We start from the raw sequence: 21,092 nt of genomic DNA, 5'->3' as shown, positions 1-21,092 counted from the left end.
TCATTCTCGATAATCTTGGAAGCCACAAGTCGAAAACTGTCAGGCAAATGATCCAGGCTGCTGGCGCCAGGCTGTGGTACCTGCCGCCATACTCGCCCGACCTCAACCCGATCGAACAGGCATTCTCCAAGATCAAACACTGGATGCGGCAAGCTCAGAAGCGCACCATCGAGGACACTTGGCGCCACATCGGTCACCTCATCCAGGACATCCAGCCTCGCGAATGCGCCAACTACTTCGCCAACGCCGGTTATGCTTCCGTCAAAATGTGAAACGCTCTAGCAACGAAACGGCGATCAAGACGTTACCTGGCGGACCAAGGTGCACCGCCATGCCCTCTTCCGTGATCCGCTTCTTTCGCTATGCGCCCGATCGTCGTGAGCTGGAGGTGACGTTCGTCAGTGCTCGCGTCTATGTCTACGAAGACGTTCCGGCCGACCTCGCCGCCGCCTTCAAGGACGCGCGTTCAAAGGGGACGTTCTTCAACCAGCACATCCGCGACCGTTATACCTGTCACGAGATCACGCGGGCTGGATCCTGATCACACGCTCATCGACACCGAAGAGGACGCAGTTGCCGAGACCGCCTGCGCCTGACGCTGCATCATCTGCCCGAACAAGTCATAAGGTGAATTGCCGCCGCCGTTTGCCTTTGAACTGCTGGCCGCGCCTGGGACCGTCGTCGACATCTTGAATCCGTCGGCATAGGTGACGGTGGTGGTGGTCGAGCCGTCGGCATTGGTCGTCGTAGTCGAAGTCGAGCCGCCGCTTGATTGCGACGAAGACCCCGAACCATCGCCCGCGCCCTGCGCGTGATGATGGCCGTGACCGCCCCTCAGCGCCTTCGTCATCTCTCCGAGATTGATGCTGCCATTCGCATTCGCATCCATTTTCGAGAACACGTCGTCGGCCTGGGCGAGGTTGGTGCCGCCGGCCCCGAGTGCGTCCTCGAACTCGGACTTGGTGATCTTGCCGTCGCCGTCCGCGTCGATCTGCGAGAACAGATCCCTCAGAGCATCTTCGCGACTCTTCGATGCCGCGGGCGCTGCGCCCGTCGAGGCCGAGCTGGTCGTACCGCTCGTGTCCGCCGCCTGGCTCTGCGCCGCGAACAGCGCGTTCATCGTCTCCGGCGAGATCTGCGGATTTTTGCCCGGATTGACCGACGAGGCCGCCCCGCCCGTCGTGCTGCTGCCGCTGTCGATCGCGAACGGATTGGGCGGCGCGCTTTGCGAAGATCCCGTCTTCTGCGTGGCCGACGACGATTTCGAGTTCGTCAGCGACTGGATCGCATCGAGCGCGCTCGATACCGCACCTAGGGCGAACAGCATTGCACAACTCCAACCGATGCCGCATGCCGCGGCCAATGTTCTGTCGGGTGAGATCAGCAAGCGACGTGCCATCGCAAAAAGCTCAATGAAATCCGCATTCACCACGCTTTGCAGGCCGCGGGAACATCGGCAATTCATGCCGCCGGCGGCAGAAATTTCCGCCCACAGAAAGCCCGCCCCTCCTGCATTGCCCGCCACGGAGGCCCATGTTAGGCGAGGCCATTTCGTCGTCCGTCCGCCACGAGAAAACGCGCCATGACCCAAGCTTTCGCCCCCCGCCCCCTGGCCATCGCGCCCTCGATCCTGGCCTCGGACTTTTCGAAGCTCGGCGAAGAGGTCCGCGCGGTGGACGCCGCCGGCGCCGACTGGATCCATCTCGACGTGATGGACGGACACTTCGTTCCCAACATTTCCTACGGCCCTGATGTCATCAAGGCGATGCGCCCGCACACGAAGAAGATCTTCGACGCGCATCTGATGATCTCGCCCTGCGATCCCTATCTCGAGGCCTTCGCGAAAGCCGGCTGCGACCACATCACCGTGCATGCGGAGGCAGGTCCCCACCTGCACCGTTCGCTCCAGGCCATCCGCGCGCTCGGCAAGAAGGCCGGCGTCTCGCTCAATCCGGCAACGCCGATCAGCGCGCTCGAATACGTCCTCGACCTCGTCGACCTCGTGCTGGTGATGTCAGTCAATCCGGGCTTCGGCGGCCAGGCCTTCATCCCTTCCGCGATCGGCAAGATCCGCGACATCCGCGCAATGACGGCGGGCCGTCCGATCGACATCGAGGTCGATGGCGGTGTCGGCCCCGATGTTGCGGGCGCGCTCGCTGCGGCCGGCGCCAACGCCTTCGTCGCCGGCACCTCGGTGTTCAGGGGCGGCACGCAGGACGCCTACAAGACCAACATCGCCGCGATCCGCAACGCGGCGCTGGAGGCCCGCGGCGAAGCGATCTGAAGACCACATAAGCGCCCGCAGCCCGCGGTTCTTACGGGTGTTGCGGCGCGCAATTGCCTAAAATTGCAACCGTGACCCGTACTCATCCGGGCTTCACTGATTCGCGCAAATCATTGCAAGTAATTCCCGCCTGCTTTGGACGGGAGCACATCATGACGACGACCCTGGTTTGGACTGGCGTGGCGTTGTGGATTGGTTTCAGTGCATTTGTCGTATTCGGCCCATCGGCCGGACCGGTCGAGGCCCCGGCACGTTCGGCCCGCAGCATCCGTCGCGATCGCTACTGGGCCTGACGCCCATGCAGATCGCCCTCGTGAAGCGCCAGCCGAAACGCAGGTGCCGGATTCCGCGGCGCCCGCATCCGAACTTCGACTATTTCTTCGGCCGGTTCGAACACGCTGACGGCGCGCCGGACGCCGATGCCCGGCTCGACAATTCGGACCTGGACCACCGGCCTCAGCACCACCACTGACGATCTCGGGAAAGCCCCATGAAACCGCATTGCCCGAACTGCCTGAAGGAAATGACCAAGGCGTCCGCGTCGCGCAACCTGTTCAATTGCGAGCCCTGCCGCGAGATCATCCAGTATTTCGGCGGCAGCGCGGATCACGGCGAACCCGGCCCGCAATTCTCCTGGCCGATCCGCCGCAAGCGCGCCGTCCACTCCGCCCAGGCGGTCTGATCCACTCGGCAAGTCGCCAGGCGGCCTAACCCGCCATCTCGCCGGTATCTGACCCGCCGACGTCCCCAGCCATGCGCGGCGGCCGCACCACCGTGACGGTGCAGGTCGCCTCCGAGGCCACCTTGGCCGAGACGCTGCCGAGCAGCGTGCGCCTGAACGAGCTCTGCCGCGCGCCGATGATGACGTGGTCGACTTGGTTGGCCTCGGCGAACTCCAGGATCGCGGCAGCGGGATCGACCGCCTCCAGCACATGAGCCGACAGCCGGCTCTCAGCCAGCTTGAGCGGTGTCGCCCAATGCCTGAGCGCGACCAGGCGGTCGATGTGCTTGTTGGAGCCCTGCTCGTCCAGGGTACGGTCGATCGCGATGCGGTTCAGCTTGAGCACGTTGACGCAGGCAAGCCGCGCCGACGGCAAGGTCGCCAGGATGCGCTCGGTGGTCACGCGCAGCGCCTCGTTCAGCTCCGGTGCCCCCTCCACGGTGTCGAGCGCGACGGCGAGGATCGGGCTCGATGCGATCTGGGCGGCGACATCCGATTTCGCACGCGGCGCCGTGGCGCCCTGGTTGAAGCGCCGCCGCCAGGCAACGCTGAGGGGGTCGCGTTTCACCCGCTCCGAGCGCGCGGTGAGCTTGACCTGGTCCGGATGGGCGAGATCGAAGGCGAGCTGGGACGCCGTCGGATAGCGCCACACCGGCTCGATCTCCAGACACCGGAACACAACCTCCTGAAGCCAGGGCGGATAATCCGCGCGAAGCTTCCGCGGCGGATGCGGGTCGCGCCACAGCCGGCGCCGCATCGCGCGCAACGTCTCGCCCTCGCCGAACGGCCGCTCGCCGGTGGTGAAGAAATAGAGCAGCACGCCGAGCGAAAACAGATCGCTGCGCGGATCGTCGCGCACCCCTAACAGCCGTTCAGGCGCCATGTAGGGCGCGGTACCGTAAGGCAGTCGGAATTCCTCCTGCAGGAGATCAGGCAGGTGGTTGTGATGCGACAGGCCGTAGTCGATCAGCACCGCCTCGCCACTGTCGCGGAACATGATGCTGCTCGGTTTGATGTCGTGATGGATCACGTTCTGCCGGTGCAGGTCCGCGAGCCCGGTCGCAATCTTCGCAACGATCTGCCGCGCCTCGTCATACGTCAGCGGCAGGTCGGGCAGCCGCTTGTAGAGCGTGGTCCCGGAGATGCGCTCGATCACGACATAGGCCTGGTGCGCGAAATCGCCGGTGCCGAAACAGGTGGGTACATGCGGGCCCGCGAGCCGCGGCAGGATCATCATCTCCATCTCGAAGGAGACGATCGCAGCGGGATCCTCGCCCTCCGACACCCGCGGAATTTTCATCAGCAAGGGCACGTCGATGCCAGGATGGGTGACGGTCCAAAGCGTCGCCATGCCGCCGGCATGCACGCATTCGCCGATGATGTAGCCGTCGATCACCGCGCCTGACTTGACCAGTGGTTTCGGCATCGGCCTCTAGCGTCCCTGCGACAGCCGGTCGGCAAGCCAGTGCGGCAGGCCGTTCTCGCGGATCCGGCTCGCGGCCGTCTCGATATCATAGGGCGCGCGGCAATAGGTGATCTGGCACGACACCGTGTCGAACAGCACGAAGGCCGCAGACGGATCGCCGTCGCGGGGCTGGCCGACCGACCCGAGCACGGCCAGCCATTGCCGCCCGCGCAGCAGCGGCACCGAAACATCGGTCTTGGGTACGAGGCTCGTCATCTTCGCCGTCACCGACATCGAATAGAGCGCAGGACGGTGAATGTGGCCACAGAAGGTGGCATGGGCGGGCGTCGAGATCAGGCTCTTGGCCGCGTCCGCCGTCGAGCGGACGTAATGCCAGCGCTGCGGGCTGGAGGCTTCCGAATGCACGAACAGGCGGTCGCCGTCCTCGACCTGCATCGGCAATTCAGCCAGGAACCGCCGCTGCGCGGCGTCGAGCCGGCCGCGGGTCCATTCGATTGCGATCTGCGCCTCGGCGTTCATGGTCTCAGCCGAGGAATTGACCGCCTGGTCGTGATTGCCGCGCACCGCGACGGCGCCCTGCGCAACCAGCTCCATCGCCGTATCCACCACCCATTCCGGATCGGCGCCATAGCCAACGAGGTCGCCGAGCAGGATCAACCGCTCCGCCCCCTTGGCGCGGGCAACCTTCAGGCAGGCCTCGAACGCCTGCCGGTTACCGTGAATATCCGAGAAGACAGCGAGAAGCACGCACCCTCCACCCTCAAATTCTTATTGGAGGCCGGTAAGGCCAAATTGAGGGAAGTGAACAAGATGCGCCAGCACTGGGGCGTTTACCAGCGCTGCCCTGCGGTGATGGTGAAAGGCCTATTGCTCGTCCTTGGGCGGCATCCGGGGCGGCGGCAGCGGCGTGAACACGGCGCCTTGCGCGCCGGCCGGCGGAGCATTGAATTCGCCGGTCGAGGAATCGCCGCCGCTCGTCTCCAAAATGGTCTTGGGCGTCACATATTCCCGGACCATGTCGATCAGGCTGCCGTCGCCGCCGCCGAAATCGGCCGCCCGCCCGCCTTGCGGATGTCCCAACGCGATCTCGTTCTCCGCGGCATGGGTCTTGTCGGCCAGCCGGTCATTGTAGGGCACACGGAAGGCGCGCGGGACGCCGCTCGGGCGATTATCCTCGTCCAGCGCCTCGACCCAGAGATAGATCGAGCCGGGATCGCCCTCCAGCGAATGTGGCTCGACGATGCGGGCCTTCAGCAGCTTGAATGCGGTGGGCATCCGCTCGGAACTGGCCCAGCCGAGCAGCCCGCGCATCTCGGTGAAGCTGACGACATAGAAGGCGCTGGTCACGACCACGGCGACCGCCTTCAGCGACCAGTGCAACCGCGCATAGACCAGCACGACCAGCAGCAGCGCGCCGATGACGGCGTAGGCGACCGACAGCGAGAGGATGACCGTCTGCAGGCTAGTCACGGCGCACCCTCGCAGCGTTCCTGCTCAAACCGGTCTTCGGGTCGAGATCGCCGCCGTTGCGCCAACTGCTGCGAAACGTCTCCAGCAGCGATTTCGGCCGCTGATCCACATTGACCACCTTGCCCTCGGCATCGAGCCGGAACCGGACCGCGGTCTTCTCGTCGCCGGTGTGGTCGAGCGTGAACTTGTTGTCGAAGATCACCTGCGCGGTCGGATTGAGCTTCTGCACCTTCACATTGGCCGTCACGGGCTCGCCGGTCGTCGCGACGAAATGCGAGACGTTGACGGTGTATTCGCCGGCGAGGATACCGCGCACGGTGACGATCTCCTCGCGGATCGGCGAAGCGATCTTCTTGCCGTTGACGATGATGAAATCGTTGGCCCCGCCGCGGTCGTCGCGGTCAAGCGTGAGGAAGCCGGCCTCGCGGTGTCGATACCAGGCGATGTTGCCGGCGGGATCCTGCACGAACAGATCGAGATCGTCGGGGTGATTGTCCGGCCAATCCAAAGTGATCATGAACTCCGCCTTGGAGTCGATCTTGCCGTCCTTGGCATCCGGGGAGACCGCGAGCAATGCGAGGAAAAACAGGAACGCGATCACCTGGAGCGCCTTGAACAGCATCACGCCAAGCGGATCGAACGGCTCCTCACGCGGATAGAGACCGAAATCATCCATCATGACCGCGCACCAGAACCCTTGCGCTCCAGCACCGGCGTCACATAGGTCTCGGTCAGCATCACCGCGTCCGAGAACACCCGCTGGGTCGCGGCATCCAGCATGTAGTACTGGATGCGGACCAGGATCGAGCCGACGAGGCCGGCGAGCGTCGTGTACATCGCGACCGCCATGCCGTCGCTCATCAAGCCCATCGAGGAGCGCATCGCGACCTTGTCGGCGGCATCCAGCCCGGCGATCGGCGCCAGCATGATGATGAAACCGATGATGGTGCCGAGCAGGCCCAGCTTCATCAGCGTGTCCGAGACGAAGGCCCCGAACCCGTTGGAGCCGCGCAAGCGGTCGGCGAGCGTCCGCAGCAGCAGCGTCTGGTCGACCGGGCGATAGTCCTGGGCGGCGGCCTTGGTCACGAGGCTCTCGATGTGGTCGCGCACCAGCCCGCGGGGCAGCCCCGCCGCGCTCGCATCGAGCGCCTTGCTGCCGCCGGCCGCCGACAGCACCGCGCGGCAACGCCGTGCCGCCGCGCCCTCCCGCGCGATCGCCCGCGTCCGCAGGAAGCAGTGGCCGCAGGTGAGGACATAGAGCCCCGCGATGACGCTCGAGATGTAGGTGCGATCCGAGGTCAGCATCAGATGGATCAGGCCGAACCGCCACAGCAGCACGACGGCGAAGATCGAGAGGCCGGTGAAGATCATCCAGAACAGCAGCGCGCTGCGCTCGGATGGATCGGCAGCCTGGCTCGGGATTGGTCCAATCGTCATCGAACTCATGCTGCACCGCTCCTCGCCCCGCAACGATTGGCCTGTAACGATTCCTGCCCGATTAGATCAAAGACGCCGCGCCCGGTCCAAAGACCCATGCCCAATCCGGCTTGGGAAATTTGCCCGAACTGCAACCCCTGGCGTTCCCTGCAATTGGCAAGGCGCGGCAGCATTGTTAGGCTGACCTTACCAAACGTCGGGGATGATCGCATGCGCCTCGTGCTTCAGCTTGTCGCCCGTCTGCTGCTCATCGTCGTGCTCTGCCTCGGAGCCGCAACCGTGTGGGCCACGTTCGACGCCTATCGCAGCGTCGATCGGGCGACTGCGGCCTCGGCGCAGCGGGTGGCGCAGGCGCTACAGGCGCTGTATTGGCGTGAGCTTTTGTTGCGCAGCAGCAGAGCGCGCGAGCATCTTCTGCCGGTTCCGGACTGGCGCACGCTGGAGACGATGAAGCTGATCTCGCCCGGCGTCTGCGTCGAGTTCCAGCCGGCCGCGGCATTCGAGAAGCCGCTCTGCGGCCAGAGCGAGGGGCTGGGCAAGACGCCGCCACGTTGGTTCGCCGCCATTGTGCCCACCTTCCTCGGTAGCCACGCCGAGGTGGTACGGCCCGTCAGCCCCCGCGCCGCAGCCGCCGGGACGGTGGTCGCGACGCCGGACGGCGCGGCGGCCGTCTCGCTCGCCTGGGAGTACATCCTCAACGTGATCGACGTCGCGCTGTTGATGGCGGCGGCAATTGCGCTGCTGGCGTCGCTCGCGATCGCACATGCGCTGGCGCCGGCGCGCGCGATCGTCACTGCCTTGCAGCGCATGGCCCGCGGTCAATATCACACGAAGCTGCCGCGCTTCCGCTCGATGGAGCTGGCGATGATCGGCAGCGCCGTCGGCGAACTCGGCGGCCGGCTGGAGGAAGCCACCGAACAGCGTGCCGCGCTGACGCGGCGCCTGATCGAGATCCGCGACGACGAACGCCGCGCGCTCGCCCGCGAGCTGCACGACGAGTTCGGGCAGAACCTCTCGGCCATTCTCGCTTTCGCCAACACCATCGAGACGGCGAGCGCAAAGCAAAACAAGGACGATGGGATCGCGCAGGACGCACGCATGATCTCGCAGGCCACGCATCATCTGATGGCCTCGCTGCGCGATGCGTTGAAGCGGCTGCGCAATCCCCTGCCCGAGGAGCTCGGGCTCGAGGCAAGCCTCGTCAATCTCGTCGACAGCTGGCGCTCGCAGAGCGCGGCGCGGCCGGCGATTCAGCTGGATCTCAGGGGCGACCTCACCGACATCAGCGGCCCCGCCGCCACCACGGCCTATCGCGTGGCACAGGAATGCCTGACCAACGCGCTGCGTCACGGTGCGGCGCGCGAGGTCTCGCTACGCGTCGAGCGGCGCGCCGGCGAGGACGATGCGCTGCTGATCCGTGTCGAGGACGACGGCGGCGGCGATGCGGCCCGTGTCGCGCAGTCGGCCGGCTTCGGCCTTACCGGCATCCGCGAGCGCGTCACGGCCGCCGGCGGATCGCTGTCGATCCTGCCTGCCCGCGGCGGCCTCAGCGTTGCCGCCACCATCCCGCTCGCTGCGTGAGGCCGGAATGAGCGAGGTTGCAGCGACAGGCGTCTCCGTGCTCTTGGTGGACGACCACCCGATCGTGCGGCAAGGCTATCGGCGCGTGCTGGAGAGCCAGGGCGATCTGCATGTCGTGGCGGAAGCTGACAACGCCGCGGACGCCTACGGCGCGTTCAAGGCGCATGATCCCGATGTCGTCGTGCTTGATATCTCAATGCCCGGCGCGAGCGGGCTGGAGGCGATCCGCAACATCCGCGCGCGCAGCCCGCGAGCGCGGATCCTGGTTTTCACCATGCACAACGAAGCCGTGCTGGTGAAGGCAGCCTTCGGCGCGGGCGCGAGCGGCTTCGTCACCAAGAGCAGCGAGCCGTCCGCGGTTGTGCACGCCATCCGCTGCGTGGCGCGCGGCGAGCGCGCCATGAGCGACGACATTGCGCATATTCTCGCCGAGGACAGCCTGTCGCCAACCGGCTCGGTGCTGGACCAGTTGGGTGAGCGCGAAATCGAGATCCTGCGCCAGTTTGCCGGCGGCGCCACCACCGAGCAGATCGCGACGCATCTCAACCTCAGCGTCAAGACCGTGCAGAACTATCACTATCTGATCAAGTCGAAGACCGGCGCGCGCACGGATGCGCAGCTGGTGCGGCTCGCCGCGACCTGTGGGCTGACGAGGATCTAGCAGCAAAGCTGCCGCATTCCTTCAGACCCTTGAACCTTCCGAATGTGCCGAGTTCGATGGAACGGAGACCGTTCAGTTCCGGTTAGCATCGGGCCGAAGGAGTAAAGGTCATGAGTAAGGGTCACCCCAAAGCCGTCGACCATCCACCGATCATCACAGTAGGCGAACTCATCGACGAACTTTGCCGCCTGCCGGACACCGCCGTCGTCCACTTCCGCTGCCCCATGCTCGATCAGGAGCTCACATTCTACCGCCTTCGAAAGCGGTCAAAGGACGCCGTCGAAATCGCAGTCAATGCATATCCGGATAGTCCGCCAGTCGTGCCATCGTCCGATCCTGCCTTCCACACGCGAAGACATTCGGTTTCCTCGCCCTCGCTTCGCGACGGCGCCGCTCTCCACAAGGCGAGAGGTTGATTGGCCGCACCCGGGAGTCCAGCGGACCTAGAGCATGATCCGGAAAAGTGTGCAGCGGTTTTCCGAAAAGATCATGCTCAAGCAATAACCTAAAGCGCGATGACGGTTCGTCCTAATCTCATCGCGCTTTAGGCCGCCCTCAGCCCGCGCAGCAGCAGTGCGAGCGTTGCATCGACCCGCGCGGAGAGATCGGCGTCCTTCCATTCGTCGGCATGGGCCGGATGGTGGAAGCGGACGGTGGCATCGAAGATCGCGCGCGCCGTCGCCTTCACGTCGCCCACGGCGAATACCCCCTGCTTCACGCCGTCGGTCAGGATCGCCGCGATCTGGTCGATCATGGTGTCCTTGTGGCACTTGACGGCCGCACAGGCCTCGCGCGCCAGCGTCAGATAGGTCTGGAACATCTCGGGATCGTCGAGCACGCGCGAACGCTTGGCGGCGAACAGCGTGCGCAGCCAACGGTCGAGCCTGTCAGGCGCCGGGCCCTGCTCCTCGGCGATCGCGCGTAGCGGCGCGTCGATGCGGTCCAGCCAGCGCTTGGCAACGGCCTCGCGCAGCGAGGCCTTGCTGGGGAAATGGCGATAGACGCTGCCGTGGCTCACATCGAGCGCACGGGCAACGTCGACCACGGTGGCCTTGGCAAGTCCGTAACGCCTGAGCACGTCCTCGGTGACTTCGAGGATCCGCTCCGGCGTCAAGACAACGGCTTCATTCATGCCAGCACCATGTTCCCGTTTGGGGCTCAGTTACCCGGCAGTAGGGCTGCTTCCGAAGCGCCCTCGCCGGTCGTTCGGAAAGCCTATGCCTTAATGAGGCAGTTTTGCAGCCTGCGCCGCGATCTGGCGCGCCACCAGCAAATTGAGCCAATGCCCAATCACGCCGGTGAAATTGAGGATTTCGGTCGTCATTGTCTTGAGTCTCCATTCTCCGCGGTCCCCGTTCTTTAATCCGCCCTCCGATCCGAGCTTGGTTCGGATGTCGGGCTCCCCGAGGCTGTCGCGGGACGCCCAATCGGAGCGTCCGGGAATGGATATACACGCCTCGCTGACAGATTTCAATATCTGTCAGTCAATGATCCGTGATTGACAGTTAATATTTGCGGCCGGGCGCCACCATCCCTCTGGCCGGTCCGGTGGATAGCTTGGCGATCCCCCTCCACCTGGGCCCAGATCGTTTGTTTCGCCCTGCCCGCTCTGTTAAATCACGGCGTAAAAAGCATTTTGGCCGGCGCCGCCCCCTCAGGATCGCCCGCCCACCTTCCTGGAGCCGTCAGATGATCCCCCGCTATACCCGTCCCGAAATGGCCTCGATCTGGGAGCCGCAGACCCGGTTCAAGATCTGGTTCGAGATCGAGGCGCATGCGGCGGATGCGCTCGCCGAGCTCGGGACCATCCCTAAGGAGGCTGCCAAGACGGTCTGGGCCAAGGCCAAGGACGCCATCTTCGACGTGGCCCGCATCGACGAGATCGAGCGCGAGACCAAGCACGACGTCATCGCCTTCCTCACCCACCTCGCCGAGATCGTCGGCCCCGAGGCGCGCTTCGTGCACCAGGGCATGACCTCCTCCGACGTGCTCGACACCTGCCTCAACGTCCAGCTCACCCGCGCCGCCGACCTGCTGCTCGCCGACCTCGACAAGGTGCTGGCCGCGCTGAAGAAGCGCGCCTTCGAGCACAAGATGACGCCGACCATCGGCCGCAGCCATGGCATCCATGCCGAGCCCGTGACCTTCGGCCTCAAGCTCGCTTATGCCTATGCCGAGTTCACGCGTGCCAAGGAGCGTCTGATCGCGGCGCGCAAGGAGGTCGCGACCTGCGCCATCTCCGGCGCCGTCGGCACCTTCGCGCAGATCGATCCCCGCGTCGAAGAGCACGTCGCGAAAGCCATGGGACTCGTGCCGGAGCCGATCTCGACTCAGGTGATCCCGCGCGACCGTCACGCCATGTATTTCTCGACGCTCGGCGTGATCGCCTCCTCGATCGAGCGCATCGCCGTGGAAATCCGCCACATGCAGCGCACCGAGGTGCTGGAGGCCGAAGAGTTCTTCTCCGAAGGGCAGAAGGGCTCCTCCGCGATGCCGCACAAGCGCAACCCGGTGCTGTCGGAGAACCTCACCGGCCTCTCCCGCATGGTGCGCGCCTATGTGACGCCGGCGCTGGAGAACGTCGTGCTCTGGCACGAGCGCGACATCTCGCATTCCTCGGCGGAGCGCATGATGGGCCCGGACGCGACCGTGACGCTCGACTTCGCGCTGGTGCGCCTCGCCGGCCTGATCGACAAGCTCCTGGTGTACCCCGCCAACATGCAGAAGAACCTCGATCGCCTCGGCGGCCTCGTGCATTCGCAGCGCGTGCTGCTGGCGCTGACCCAGAAGGGCGCCAGCCGCGAGGACGCCTACAAGCTCGTGCAGCGCAACGCCATGCCGGTCTGGCGCGGCGAAGGCGATTTCCTCCAGCTCCTCAAGAAGGACACTGAGGTGAAGAAGTATCTCACCGACGCCGAGATCGAGGAGCAGTTCGACCTCGGCTATCACCTCAAGCACGTCGACACGATCTTCAAGCGGGTGTTCGGGGAGAGCTGATATTTCTGTCATTCCGGGGCACGCGAAGCGTGAACCCGGAATCTCGCGCTACAATTTCCAGATTCCGGGTCCGATGCTGCGCATCGTCCCGGAATGACAAAAGCCCCCCAAAAAAACGGATCCCCACCTCATGCCCATCGTCAATCGCGTCGCTGCCCTCTCCGACGAAATGGCCGCCTGGCGCCATGACTTCCACGAGAACCCTGAGTTGCTCTACGAAGTCCACCGCACCGCCGGCATCGTCGCCGACAAGCTTCGCGAGTTCGGCTGCGACGAGGTGGTGACGGGCATCGGCCGCACCGGCGTGGTCGGCGTGATCCGCGGCCGCAAGTCGGCCTCCGGCAAGACCATCGGCCTGCGCGCCGACATGGATGCGCTGCCGATCATGGAGACGTCAGGCGTGCCTTATGCCTCGAAGGTGCCCGGCAAGATGCACGCCTGCGGCCATGACGGTCACACCGCAATGTTGCTCGGCGCCGCAAAGTACCTGACCGAGACACGCAATTTCGACGGCACGGCCGTGATGATCTTCCAGCCCGCCGAGGAAGGCGGCGGCGGCGGCAAGGCCATGGTCGAGGACGGGCTGATGACGCGGTGGAACATCCAGGAAGTCTACGGCATGCACAACATGCCGAACCTGCCCGAAGGCCATTTCGCGACGACGCCCGGCGCGATGCTCGCCTCCTCCGACAACATCCAGATCACCGTCCGCGGCAAGGGCGGCCACGCCGGCGCGGGCCCCCACAAATCGGTCGACAGCGTGCTGATCGGCTCGCAGATCGTGGGTGCGCTGCAGTCGATCGTCGCGCGCAACGTCGATCCGCTGAAGTCCGCGGTGATCTCGATCACGCAATTCCATTCCGGCACGGCCTTCAACATCATTCCGGAGGTCGCCGAGCTCGCCGGCACCGTGCGCACGCTCGACCCCGACGTGCGCGACCTCGTCGAGCGCCGCATCGGCGAAGTCGCCGACAGCATCGCCCGCGCCTATGGCGGCTCGGCCGAGACGAAATACACGCGCATGTACCCGGTGACGATGAACCATGCGCGCGAGGCCGGCATTGCCGCCGACGTCGCCCGCGACATCGTCGGCACTGAGCGCGTCAACGACAAGTTCATCCCGATGATGGGCGCCGAGGACTTTTCGTTCATGCTGGAAGCATGCCCCGGCGCGATGGTGCTGGTCGGCATGGGCGACGGCAACGAGTGCCATCACCCGGCCTATGTCTTCAACGACAACATTCTGGGCCACGGCGCCTCGTTCTGGGCCCGTCTGGTCGAAACGCGGATGCCGGTGGGGTAGGCAGCGGTGCAAGGCGGCTTGGCAATAGCGCAACTCGCCTCTTACGATTCAATCGCAGACTTCTCTCGTCCGCCCGGCCATCACTGAGCTCGCGTCAGCCGTGCCGGCGCGCTCTATTCTGCATCCCTTGCCGACCGGGCGACAGCCGGCTGCGTTGCAAAATATCTGGCCAGACGCTTGCGGTTTGGACGGTGTCGACTCGACTTGCTTGCGCTCCGTGTCCCGCCTCCTCGAGTCCTCGCGCGTCGCAATCGGCTTCTTCTCCGGAATCTTCTCGCACTCGTTGTCGTCACCGACGCGATAGCCGGCGCGGCAGGTGATCTTCACGCATTGATCGCCGTCCGCCTTGAAGCCGAAATTGCAAACGAGCGGGCAGATCCGTCCCGGCTTCGCCTTCAGCGCATCGAGCGCATCCACGCTGGCGAGCTTCACGTCGAACTGGGTGCCGGCATATTTGTTGAACAGCGTCAGCGAGCGCTGTGCGGCCGAACTCCACTCGCTCTCTGCAGACGAGGTCAGGCAGCCGACGCGGCGCAATTCGCTCTGTACGGATTTGGTGAGGTCAGCCGCCGACAATGTGGATGTCGGCCCCGGCAAGAGCGCGGCCACTTTCTGGTTTTCGACTTCGGGCAACTGCCTATCGGCGGCGGGCTTTGTGGCCTGGTCCGCCTTCTCTGCCGCCTGCTTTGCAACGAGCTCCGCCTTGACCTTTTCCGCCGCCTGCTTCTCGGCCAATGCCTTCGCTGCCGCCGCCTCAGCCACCTTGCGCTGCTGCTCAGCGGCCTCGGCCTTCGCCTGCTCGATCTGCTTCTGCTTCTCCGCAGCGACCCGCGCCTCTTCGGCGGCTTTCGCGGCAGCGGCCGCCTTCTCCTGCTCGGCCTTCTGGGCGCGCTCCGCAATGAGCCTCGCCTTTTCCTGCTCGGCCGCCTTGGCCTTCTGTTCGGCCGCGGCGCGCGTCTCTTCGGCGCCGATCTTGTTCAGCTGGCCTTTGGCGAGGTTGGCATAGAAACCCTCAGGATACTGCGCCAGGAACGCTTCCCAGCCGTCTCGCGTACCGAGCTGGAGCGCAAGTTCATAGTCTCGCCTGAGCTCAGACTGCGGATTGGGTTGCGGACCGGTCGCAACGGGCTTGGCGGGAACGAGCGGCACGTCATCGCCGCCCAGCGAACCATACACGAAGGGCTCTTGCTTGTTGGCCGTGCTCTTCAGAACGTCATCGCGCACGAAGCCGAACGCTTTGCGCAGATCCAGGCCGGGCTTTGGCAGGTGGTCTGCAAGAGCCGTGGCGAACGGGCTGTTTCGGGCATCGCCGTCGGACGCGGTCGAGCCGGCCTTGGCCGCGAACGCAATCATCGTGTTCGGGCTGGTCGGCTCGACCTTGGCAAGCCCGCGCCCGATCGCGCGCGAGGCCACCGTGCGCTTCATCGTCTTGGCGAAAGGATTGTCACGACAGGCGTCGAGGATGACGAGCCGTAGCTGCTTCGCAGGCTCGATGCTCACCAGCACGCGATCGATCGGCAACGCCTCGTCGTAGACGTCGGTGTCGGTCTCGAGGGCGGCGTCGGTCGGAATCAGATAGTTGATGCCGTCCACCTCCATGCCGTGGCCAGCGTAGTAGATGACCGCGACATCGGCATCGCGCGTCCGAGCGCCGAACTCGCGCAGTGCCTTGCGCATTTCGGGCGCGTTCAGGTCCTGCCGGACATCGACGGTGTCGAAGCCGGCTTTCCTCAGCATGCCGCCGATCAGGCCGGCGTCGTTCGCTGGGTTGGCAAGCTTCGGCACGCTCTTGTAGGCGGAATTGCCGATGACGAGCGCGACGCGCTTCTCTGCCTGCGCTGGCGCGCAAGTCAAGAAAGCCGCGAAGATCAATGCCCAGAAAGATCGAACGATCGTCACGCCCGCCCACCTACTGATTAGTTGCAAATCTCGGTAGTAAGCGAACTCCCGTAGATGTTCTTCACCGATCCGAGACGGCATCCCTTAGCAACCGGCCTGCAGCCCGCGCCGTTGCAGATCATCTGTCCGGAGGCTTGCGACTTCGGTGCTGCGGACTCCGCGTCTTTCCGCTCTTGGTCCCGGCGCCTCGGCTCGTCACGGGCAGCGGGCTTTCTCTCGGGAATCTTCTCGCATTCGTTGTCGTCACCGACGCGATAACCGGCGCGGCAGGTGATCTTCACGCATTGATCGCCGTCGGCCTTGAAGCCGAAATTGCACACCAGCGGGCAGACCCGCCCCGGCTTCGCCTTGAGCGCATCGAGTGCGTCGACGCTGGCGAGCTTCACGTCGAGCTGGGTGCCGGCATATTTGTTGAACAGCGTCAGCGAGCGCTGAGCGGCCGACGTCCACTCGCCCTCCGCAGCCGACGTGAGACAACCGACGCGGCGCAATTCGCTTTGCACGGATTTGGCGAGGTCAGCTGCCGACAATGTGGATGTCGGGCCAGGCGAGAGCGCGGCGACTTTCTGGTTCTCGACTTCAGGCATCTGCCGATCGGCGGCCGGCTTTGCGCCCTGCTCGGCCCTCTCCACAGCTTGTCTTGCGGCCAGCTCGGCCTTGGCCTTCTCCGCCGCCTGCTTCTCGGCCAATGCCTTCGCTGCTGCCGCCTCGGCCACCTTGCGCTGCTGCTCGGCTGCCTCGGCTCTCGCCTGCTCGACCTGCTTCTGCTTCTCCGCCGCGATACGCGCCTCCTCGGCGGCCTTGGCCGCCGCGGCCGCCTTCTCCTGCTCGGCCTTCTGGGCGCGCTCGGCAATCAGCCTCGTCTTTTCCTGCTCGGCCGCCTTTGCCTTTTGCTCAGCCGCGGCGCGCGCCTCTTCGGCGGCGATCTTGTTCAACTGGCCCTTGGCGAGGTTGGCGTAGAAGCCGTCCGGATAAGCAGCCAGAAACGCCTCCCAGCCGTCACGCGTGCCCAGCTGGAGCGCGAGCTCGTAATCCCTGCGCACGGCCTCCTGCGGGTTCGCTTGCGGACCGGTTGCCGTTTGCTTCACGACCAGGGGCACGTCGTCGCCGCCGAGCGAGCCGTAGACATAGGGCTCCTGCTTGTAGCCGGTCGCCTTGAGCACGTCGTCGCGCACGAAGCCAAAAGCCTTGCGCAAATCGAGTCCCGGCTTCGGCAGGTGCTCGACCAGCGCGGCGGCGAACGGACTGTTGCGGGAATCGCCGTCGGACGCGGTCGATCCCGCCTTCGCCGCGAAGGCGATCATGGTGTTCGGGCTGGTCGGCTCGACCTTGGCGAGGCCGCGTCCGACCGCGCGCGAGGCCAGCGTGCGCTTCATCGTCTTTGCAAACGGATTGTCGCGGCAGGCGTCCAGGATGATCAAGCGCAGCTGCTTGGCCGGCTCGACCGCGAACAATGCCCGCTCGACCGGGATGGTCTCGTCGAGCACGTCACCATCGGTCTCAAGCGTGGCGTCGGTCGGGATGAGGTAATTGTTGCCGTCGAGCTCGATGCCATGGCCGGCGTAATAGATCACGGCCATGTCCGCGTCGCGTGTCCTGCCGGCGAACTCGCGCAGCATGCGCCGCATCTCGCTGGCGCTGAGATCGAGCCTGACGTCGACGGAATCGAAACCGGCCTTCTTGAACATGCCGCCGACCAGGGTGGCATCGTTCACGGGATTGCCGAGCTTCGGTGCGCTCTTGTAGGCGGAATTGCCGATCACGAGCGCCACCCGCCGGTCGGCATGTGCCGGTCCGCAGGCAAGGCCTATCGCAAGAATCAACAAAGCAAATAGCCGAAACGGAATCACTTGCGTCCCCCCGGATGCAATGTCCATGAGAGTATTCGCAAGCGTCGCCGAATGCCAATTCTTCCTATGTGATGCCTGTCACATAGGGCTGTTTAACGGGGGTAAGGATAATGCGGCGAAGCGTCGCCCTCCCCGTCTGATAGCTGAGTGAGCGAGGCCGTTAAGGCTACGCCTGCACGACCTCGTGGCGCATCACGAACGGTGCAAGCAGCACGTGCACCTCGCCCGCAATCGCCTCGCGCTGATCCGGTGGCAGGCCCGCAAGCGTCACGGTCGCGATGGAGCCGTGGCTGCCGTGCGGACCGACCTTGACATTGCAATCGATGCCGCGCTCGACCAGCGGCGCCAGCACCTTGGTGAACACGCGCTCGGCCGCGTCCCAGCGCAGCTGCGGCTTGAACACCTTGCCGACGCCCGTCACCGGCATCGGATTGATTGGAATGACCTGCACCGGAACGGCGGCGCGCTCAGGCGTGCGCTCGCGCACCCACGCCTCCAGCTCGCCCGGCTCGACCTTTGCGCCGGGCTTCAACTGCACGTACCCCACCGGCAATTCGCCGGCATAGGCGTCGGGCTGGCCAACCACCGCGGCGAAGCCGACGGCGGGATGTCTGAACATGATCTCCTCGATCGGCGCCGGGTCGATGTTATGGCCGCCGCGGATCACGAGATCCTTGGCGCGGCCAGTGATCCAGAGATAGCCGTCGGCATCGAGCCGGCCGAGATCGCCGGAATTGACCCAGACCTCGTCGACGAAGGCGCCCTTGTTGTGCTCGTCGTTGAGATAGCCGCCGAACACGCCGGGCCCGGCCATGATGACGACCCCGATCTCTTCCGGCTTGCAGTCGCGGATCAGGCGGCCATCGGCATCGAGCTGCACGATACGAACGCGCGAATAAGGCATGGGAAGGCCGACCGAGCCGAGCCGGATCGGGCGCCCGGGGTAAGCGAGCGTGTGCACGCTCGAGGTCTCGGTCATGCCGTAGACCTCGACCACCGGTAGCTTCAGTTTCTCCTGGATCGCCGAGCCCACCGCGACAGGAATCGCCGAGCCGCCCCCCGCGGCATATTTCAGGCTCGAGATATCCGCGTTGCCCGGCGGCACCGCGAGGGTCGCGGCGAGCACGGTCGGCACGCTCGACAGCGCCTCGGGCTTGAAGCGCTCGACGAGCTGCCAGATGTTCTTCACCGCATTCGGGTTGCGCCAGCCGCTCGGCGACAGCACGACCAGCGAGCTGCCGCTCGACAGCGTCGTCAGCACCTGTGTCAGCGATCCACCGACGTGGAACAGCGGCATGCCGAACAGCAGATTGGCGCCGGGCTTCCCCTTCAGCAGCAGATTGAGCGCCCAGGCCTGATAGACTTGGTTGGCATGAGTGTGCCGCACCAGCTTCGGCGTGCCGGTGGTGCCTCCGGTATGGAAATAAGCGGCGATGTCGCTGCCGCGTATCTTGCGTCCGCTGACAAGCCGGTCGGACGGCTGCTGCTTGATCAGGTCGCCGAAAGCGAAGACGCCATTGGCCGGATCGCCGCCGCCGAACACTTGCACGATGGCCTTCAGATGCTTCAGCTGCGGGCGGACCTGTTCGACCTTCTGCCAGATGTCGGTGCCCGGCATCGGCCCGAGCGCCACCAGGATCTTGGTGTTCGCAGCTTCCAAGATTTCAGCGATCTGGTGCGGCTCGAGCAGCGGATTGACGGGATTGGCGATGCCGGCTGCCTCCGCGCCGAACAGAGTGACGAACGCATCCGGCACTAAGGGCAGCATGAAGCTGATGACGTCGCCCTTCTCGGCGCCGAGCGCATGGAACATGTTGGCGGCCTGGGTGACGCGCGCGATGAAATCGCGGTGCGTGATGACCAGCGGCGTGTCGGCGGGATCAGCATTTTGCAGGAACTGGACCGCCGCCCCGTCGGGGTTGCGCTCAGCACCAAGCCTGATGGCATCATAGGTGCTCTCGGCCGCGACGCGGTCGGCGTAGGGGACCTGCTCGAACGCCCGGACTTCCTCGTCCGTCAAGAGATCCGGATAGTCGTTGCCGATCAACCGATCGAGCGCGTGGATACCCGCCATGAAATTCCGTCCTCCCTCAGATGCATGTCCCCGCCCCCGTATCTTTTGACATCTTGGTTCGGCGAGGCCTCGGCCGATGGCCGGCCGAGCCGGACCAGAATGATGGATGATTTCGCGTTCGTCCATGACCTAACGGCAGCGGCGCTTGAACCTCTGCACCTGATCCGGGGACCAAGAACTGGAATTCGCTCGCCAGCGCCCTGCCGCAAGACTTGAGGTCATGATGACGACGCCCCTGCGGAACCGCATCGCTCGGCTGATCGCCGCGTTCGCGATGGTATCCGCAATCGCTCTGCCCTCTGCCACGCTCGGCGCCGACACCCAGCTCGACAAGATACGCGCGAAGGTCGCGACATTCGCCGCCGACAAGATGGAGAAGCTGGGCGGATCGCGCATCGTCTACAAGGTGGACACCGACGGCTTGCGGGAGGCGGTCGTCACGGATCTGCGCGACGACGTCTACAGGATCCTGCGCGAGGGCCGGATCGCCTTCTCCGGTCTTGCGATCCGCGACGGCGGGGTCGACGTGAAGATCGCGGACGCCAAAGGCCGCGAACAGCTCACGCGCAAGCTCGCCTCGGCGGCGGAGGGATTGCCCACGCACGCGCTCACTGTGACCGACGCCGGAGACGGGCTGCTCAGGCTCGCACCGACCGAGGCCGCATCCGCCGCGCGGCTCAGCGATCTCGTCGAAGATTCCATCGCCATGATCGAGCAGCGCCTCAAGGACGCCGGTGTCAAGCTTGCCAGCGTCCAGCCCGAGGGGACGGACCGCATCCGCATCTTCCTGCCCGGCGCGACGGAGCCCGAGAATGTCACCGCGATCTTCGCCAAAAAGGTCAAGGTCGGCTTCCGCCTGATCGACCTCTCGATGTCCGCTGAGCAGGCGCAATCGGGCACGCCGCCGGCGGGCACGGAAGTCCTGCTCGGCTTCAAGGACAAGCTTCCTTATCTCGTCGCCAAGGACAGCACGCTCGAGGGCGGCGACATCAGCTATGCCGGCCCGGGATTTACGAGCGACACAAAGGAGCCGATCGCCTCGTTCCGCTTCAACGGCCGGGGCACGCGGCGCTTCGCCCATATCACTGCAGAGAACGTCGGAAAGCCCTTTGCCATCGTGCTCGACGACAAGGTGATCTCCGCTCCCGTGATCCGCGAGCCCATCACCGGCGGCTCCGGTCAGATCGCCGGCAACTTCACCCTGGAAGAGGCCAACAGCGTCGCCATGCTGCTGCGCGCCGGCGCGCTGCCAGGACGCCTCGGCCTCGTCGAGCAGCAGGTCGTGCAACCCGCGACCAAGCCGTAAGCGAAGGTCACCCCGCCGCGTCAGTCGTCCAGGCCGGGTCTGCGACGCCGAAGCCCGCGCGGCTGCCCCGAATCGCGGCCGCG

21 protein-coding genes are annotated in these 21,092 nt (G+C 65.2%); 11 read left to right on the top strand and 10 right to left on the bottom strand.

Features of this window, described 5'->3' with window-relative positions:
- Together YU9_RS0131515 and YU9_RS0131510 are read left to right on the top strand one after the other, a co-directional pair.
- Positions 1–272, top strand: a 272-nt coding sequence (locus YU9_RS0131515; protein ID WP_027576368.1) for a transposase, incomplete at its 5' end; no start/stop codon positions are given.
- 59 nt (positions 273–331) lie between these two features.
- A complete protein-coding gene (locus YU9_RS0131510) occupies positions 332–541 on the top strand; it encodes a KTSC domain-containing protein (RefSeq protein ID WP_027576367.1) in 210 nt (69 codons plus the stop codon).
- Here YU9_RS0131510 and YU9_RS0131505 read toward each other — a convergent pair whose 3' ends face one another.
- Entirely contained in the window at positions 542–1,327 is a 786-nt protein-coding gene (locus YU9_RS0131505; RefSeq protein ID WP_027576366.1) for an EF-hand domain-containing protein, read from the bottom strand. It abuts the gene before it with no gap.
- A gap of 255 nt (positions 1,328–1,582) precedes the next feature.
- Here YU9_RS0131505 and rpe point away from each other — a divergent pair, with 255 nt between their 5' ends.
- From rpe to YU9_RS0131490, 4 genes are all read left to right on the top strand, one after another.
- A complete protein-coding gene (gene rpe / locus YU9_RS0131500; protein WP_027576365.1) occupies positions 1,583–2,284 on the top strand; it encodes a ribulose-phosphate 3-epimerase in 702 nt (233 codons plus the stop codon).
- A 152-nt stretch (positions 2,285–2,436) separates the two neighbouring features.
- On the top strand, positions 2,437–2,577 hold the full coding sequence (locus YU9_RS49305; protein WP_198028328.1) for a hypothetical protein: 141 nt from the start codon (positions 2,437–2,439) through the stop codon (positions 2,575–2,577).
- Positions 2,578–2,582: 5 nt separating this feature from the next.
- Positions 2,583–2,756 carry a hypothetical protein gene (locus YU9_RS49300; RefSeq protein ID WP_198028327.1) on the top strand — a complete coding sequence of 58 codons (174 nt, stop codon included), beginning with the start codon at positions 2,583–2,585 and terminating at the stop codon, positions 2,754–2,756.
- Positions 2,757–2,774: 18 nt separating this feature from the next.
- Positions 2,775–2,966 carry a hypothetical protein gene (locus YU9_RS0131490; protein ID WP_027576364.1) on the top strand — a complete coding sequence of 64 codons (192 nt, stop codon included), beginning with the start codon at positions 2,775–2,777 and terminating at the stop codon, positions 2,964–2,966.
- 25 nt (positions 2,967–2,991) lie between these two features.
- Here the strand turns inward: YU9_RS0131490 and YU9_RS0131485 are convergent, their stop codons facing one another.
- The 5 genes from YU9_RS0131485 to YU9_RS0131465 form a co-directional block, all read right to left on the bottom strand.
- Positions 2,992–4,431 (bottom strand): bifunctional serine/threonine-protein kinase/universal stress protein, encoded by a 1,440-nt coding sequence (locus tag YU9_RS0131485; protein WP_027576363.1) that lies wholly within the window; start codon positions 4,429–4,431, stop codon positions 2,992–2,994.
- A gap of 6 nt (positions 4,432–4,437) precedes the next feature.
- Complete coding sequence (locus YU9_RS0131480) at positions 4,438–5,178, bottom strand: metallophosphoesterase (RefSeq protein ID WP_027576362.1); 741 nt, start codon at positions 5,176–5,178, stop codon at positions 4,438–4,440.
- Between the two features lie 117 nt (positions 5,179–5,295).
- Positions 5,296–5,901 carry a hypothetical protein gene (locus YU9_RS0131475; protein WP_027576361.1) on the bottom strand — a complete coding sequence of 202 codons (606 nt, stop codon included), beginning with the start codon at positions 5,899–5,901 and terminating at the stop codon, positions 5,296–5,298.
- A complete protein-coding gene (locus YU9_RS0131470; RefSeq protein ID WP_027576360.1) occupies positions 5,894–6,580 on the bottom strand; it encodes a hypothetical protein in 687 nt (228 codons plus the stop codon). The genes YU9_RS0131475 and YU9_RS0131470 overlap by 8 nt, the downstream gene beginning before the upstream one ends.
- Positions 6,577–7,347: a MotA/TolQ/ExbB proton channel family protein gene (locus YU9_RS0131465; protein ID WP_027576359.1), complete on the bottom strand. Its 771-nt coding sequence runs from the start codon at positions 7,345–7,347 to the stop codon at positions 6,577–6,579. The genes YU9_RS0131470 and YU9_RS0131465 overlap by 4 nt, the downstream gene beginning before the upstream one ends.
- A gap of 201 nt (positions 7,348–7,548) precedes the next feature.
- On the opposite strand from YU9_RS0131465, the gene YU9_RS0131460 reads away from it, so the two are divergent.
- Together YU9_RS0131460 and YU9_RS0131455 are read left to right on the top strand one after the other, a co-directional pair.
- Complete coding sequence (locus YU9_RS0131460) at positions 7,549–8,919, top strand: sensor histidine kinase (protein ID WP_027576358.1); 1,371 nt, start codon at positions 7,549–7,551, stop codon at positions 8,917–8,919.
- A 7-nt stretch (positions 8,920–8,926) separates the two neighbouring features.
- Positions 8,927–9,580: a response regulator transcription factor gene (locus YU9_RS0131455; protein WP_027576357.1), complete on the top strand. Its 654-nt coding sequence runs from the start codon at positions 8,927–8,929 to the stop codon at positions 9,578–9,580.
- Between the two features lie 544 nt (positions 9,581–10,124).
- Here the strand turns inward: YU9_RS0131455 and YU9_RS0131450 are convergent.
- On the bottom strand, positions 10,125–10,712 hold the full coding sequence (locus tag YU9_RS0131450) for a TetR family transcriptional regulator (protein ID WP_027576356.1): 588 nt from the start codon (positions 10,710–10,712) through the stop codon (positions 10,125–10,127).
- A 557-nt stretch (positions 10,713–11,269) separates the two neighbouring features.
- Between YU9_RS0131450 and purB the strand changes: the two genes are divergently transcribed.
- On the top strand, positions 11,270–12,577 hold the full coding sequence (gene purB, locus YU9_RS0131440) for an adenylosuccinate lyase (RefSeq protein ID WP_027576355.1): 1,308 nt from the start codon (positions 11,270–11,272) through the stop codon (positions 12,575–12,577).
- 130 nt (positions 12,578–12,707) lie between these two features.
- Complete coding sequence (locus YU9_RS0131435) at positions 12,708–13,880, top strand: M20 aminoacylase family protein (protein ID WP_027576354.1); 1,173 nt, start codon at positions 12,708–12,710, stop codon at positions 13,878–13,880.
- A 48-nt stretch (positions 13,881–13,928) separates the two neighbouring features.
- On the opposite strand, the gene YU9_RS0131430 is transcribed toward YU9_RS0131435, so the two are convergent.
- The 3 genes from YU9_RS0131430 to YU9_RS0131420 all read right to left on the bottom strand — a co-directional run bounded on the left by YU9_RS0131430 (position 13,929) and on the right by YU9_RS0131420 (position 19,703).
- Entirely contained in the window at positions 13,929–15,779 is a 1,851-nt protein-coding gene (locus tag YU9_RS0131430) for a caspase domain-containing protein (protein WP_371259227.1), read from the bottom strand.
- Between the two features lie 17 nt (positions 15,780–15,796).
- A complete protein-coding gene (locus tag YU9_RS0131425) occupies positions 15,797–17,656 on the bottom strand; it encodes a caspase family protein (protein ID WP_084299133.1) in 1,860 nt (619 codons plus the stop codon).
- Between the two features lie 139 nt (positions 17,657–17,795).
- Positions 17,796–19,703 (bottom strand): acyl-CoA synthetase, encoded by a 1,908-nt coding sequence (locus tag YU9_RS0131420; RefSeq protein ID WP_027576351.1) that lies wholly within the window; start codon positions 19,701–19,703, stop codon positions 17,796–17,798.
- 223 nt (positions 19,704–19,926) lie between these two features.
- Between YU9_RS0131420 and YU9_RS0131415 the strand changes: the two genes are divergently transcribed.
- Entirely contained in the window at positions 19,927–21,009 is a 1,083-nt protein-coding gene (locus YU9_RS0131415) for a preprotein translocase subunit SecD (protein WP_027576350.1), read from the top strand.
- Positions 21,010–21,092: the final 83 nt, after the last annotated feature.

This window comes from Bradyrhizobium sp. WSM1743, assembly GCF_000473065.1.
Lineage (GTDB): Bacteria > Pseudomonadota > Alphaproteobacteria > Rhizobiales > Xanthobacteraceae > Bradyrhizobium.
This window is presented reverse-complemented; position numbering and strand designations above follow the sequence as displayed.

What these genes read in the sequence shown, in the direction of transcription:
- YU9_RS0131510 (WP_027576367.1), top strand. Translation starts at nt 332, where the DNA reads ATGCCCTCTTCCGTGATCCGCTTCTTTCGCTATGCGCCCGATCGTCGT.
- YU9_RS0131505 (WP_027576366.1), bottom strand. Translation starts at nt 1,327, where the DNA reads ATGCTGTTCGCCCTAGGTGCGGTATCGAGCGCGCTCGATGCGATCCAG.
- rpe (WP_027576365.1), top strand. Translation starts at nt 1,583, where the DNA reads ATGACCCAAGCTTTCGCCCCCCGCCCCCTGGCCATCGCGCCCTCGATC.
- YU9_RS49305 (WP_198028328.1), top strand. Translation starts at nt 2,437, where the DNA reads ATGACGACGACCCTGGTTTGGACTGGCGTGGCGTTGTGGATTGGTTTC.
- YU9_RS49300 (WP_198028327.1), top strand. Translation starts at nt 2,583, where the DNA reads ATGCAGATCGCCCTCGTGAAGCGCCAGCCGAAACGCAGGTGCCGGATT.
- YU9_RS0131490 (WP_027576364.1), top strand. Translation starts at nt 2,775, where the DNA reads ATGAAACCGCATTGCCCGAACTGCCTGAAGGAAATGACCAAGGCGTCC.
- YU9_RS0131485 (WP_027576363.1), bottom strand. Translation starts at nt 4,431, where the DNA reads ATGCCGAAACCACTGGTCAAGTCAGGCGCGGTGATCGACGGCTACATC.
- YU9_RS0131470 (WP_027576360.1), bottom strand. Translation starts at nt 6,580, where the DNA reads ATGATGGATGATTTCGGTCTCTATCCGCGTGAGGAGCCGTTCGATCCG.
- YU9_RS0131465 (WP_027576359.1), bottom strand. Translation starts at nt 7,347, where the DNA reads ATGAGTTCGATGACGATTGGACCAATCCCGAGCCAGGCTGCCGATCCA.
- YU9_RS0131460 (WP_027576358.1), top strand. Translation starts at nt 7,549, where the DNA reads ATGCGCCTCGTGCTTCAGCTTGTCGCCCGTCTGCTGCTCATCGTCGTG.
- YU9_RS0131455 (WP_027576357.1), top strand. Translation starts at nt 8,927, where the DNA reads ATGAGCGAGGTTGCAGCGACAGGCGTCTCCGTGCTCTTGGTGGACGAC.
- YU9_RS0131450 (WP_027576356.1), bottom strand. Translation starts at nt 10,712, where the DNA reads ATGAATGAAGCCGTTGTCTTGACGCCGGAGCGGATCCTCGAAGTCACC.
- purB (WP_027576355.1), top strand. Translation starts at nt 11,270, where the DNA reads ATGATCCCCCGCTATACCCGTCCCGAAATGGCCTCGATCTGGGAGCCG.
- YU9_RS0131435 (WP_027576354.1), top strand. Translation starts at nt 12,708, where the DNA reads ATGCCCATCGTCAATCGCGTCGCTGCCCTCTCCGACGAAATGGCCGCC.
- YU9_RS0131425 (WP_084299133.1), bottom strand. Translation starts at nt 17,656, where the DNA reads ATGGACATTGCATCCGGGGGGACGCAAGTGATTCCGTTTCGGCTATTT.
- YU9_RS0131420 (WP_027576351.1), bottom strand. Translation starts at nt 19,703, where the DNA reads ATGGCGGGTATCCACGCGCTCGATCGGTTGATCGGCAACGACTATCCG.
- YU9_RS0131415 (WP_027576350.1), top strand. Translation starts at nt 19,927, where the DNA reads ATGACGACGCCCCTGCGGAACCGCATCGCTCGGCTGATCGCCGCGTTC.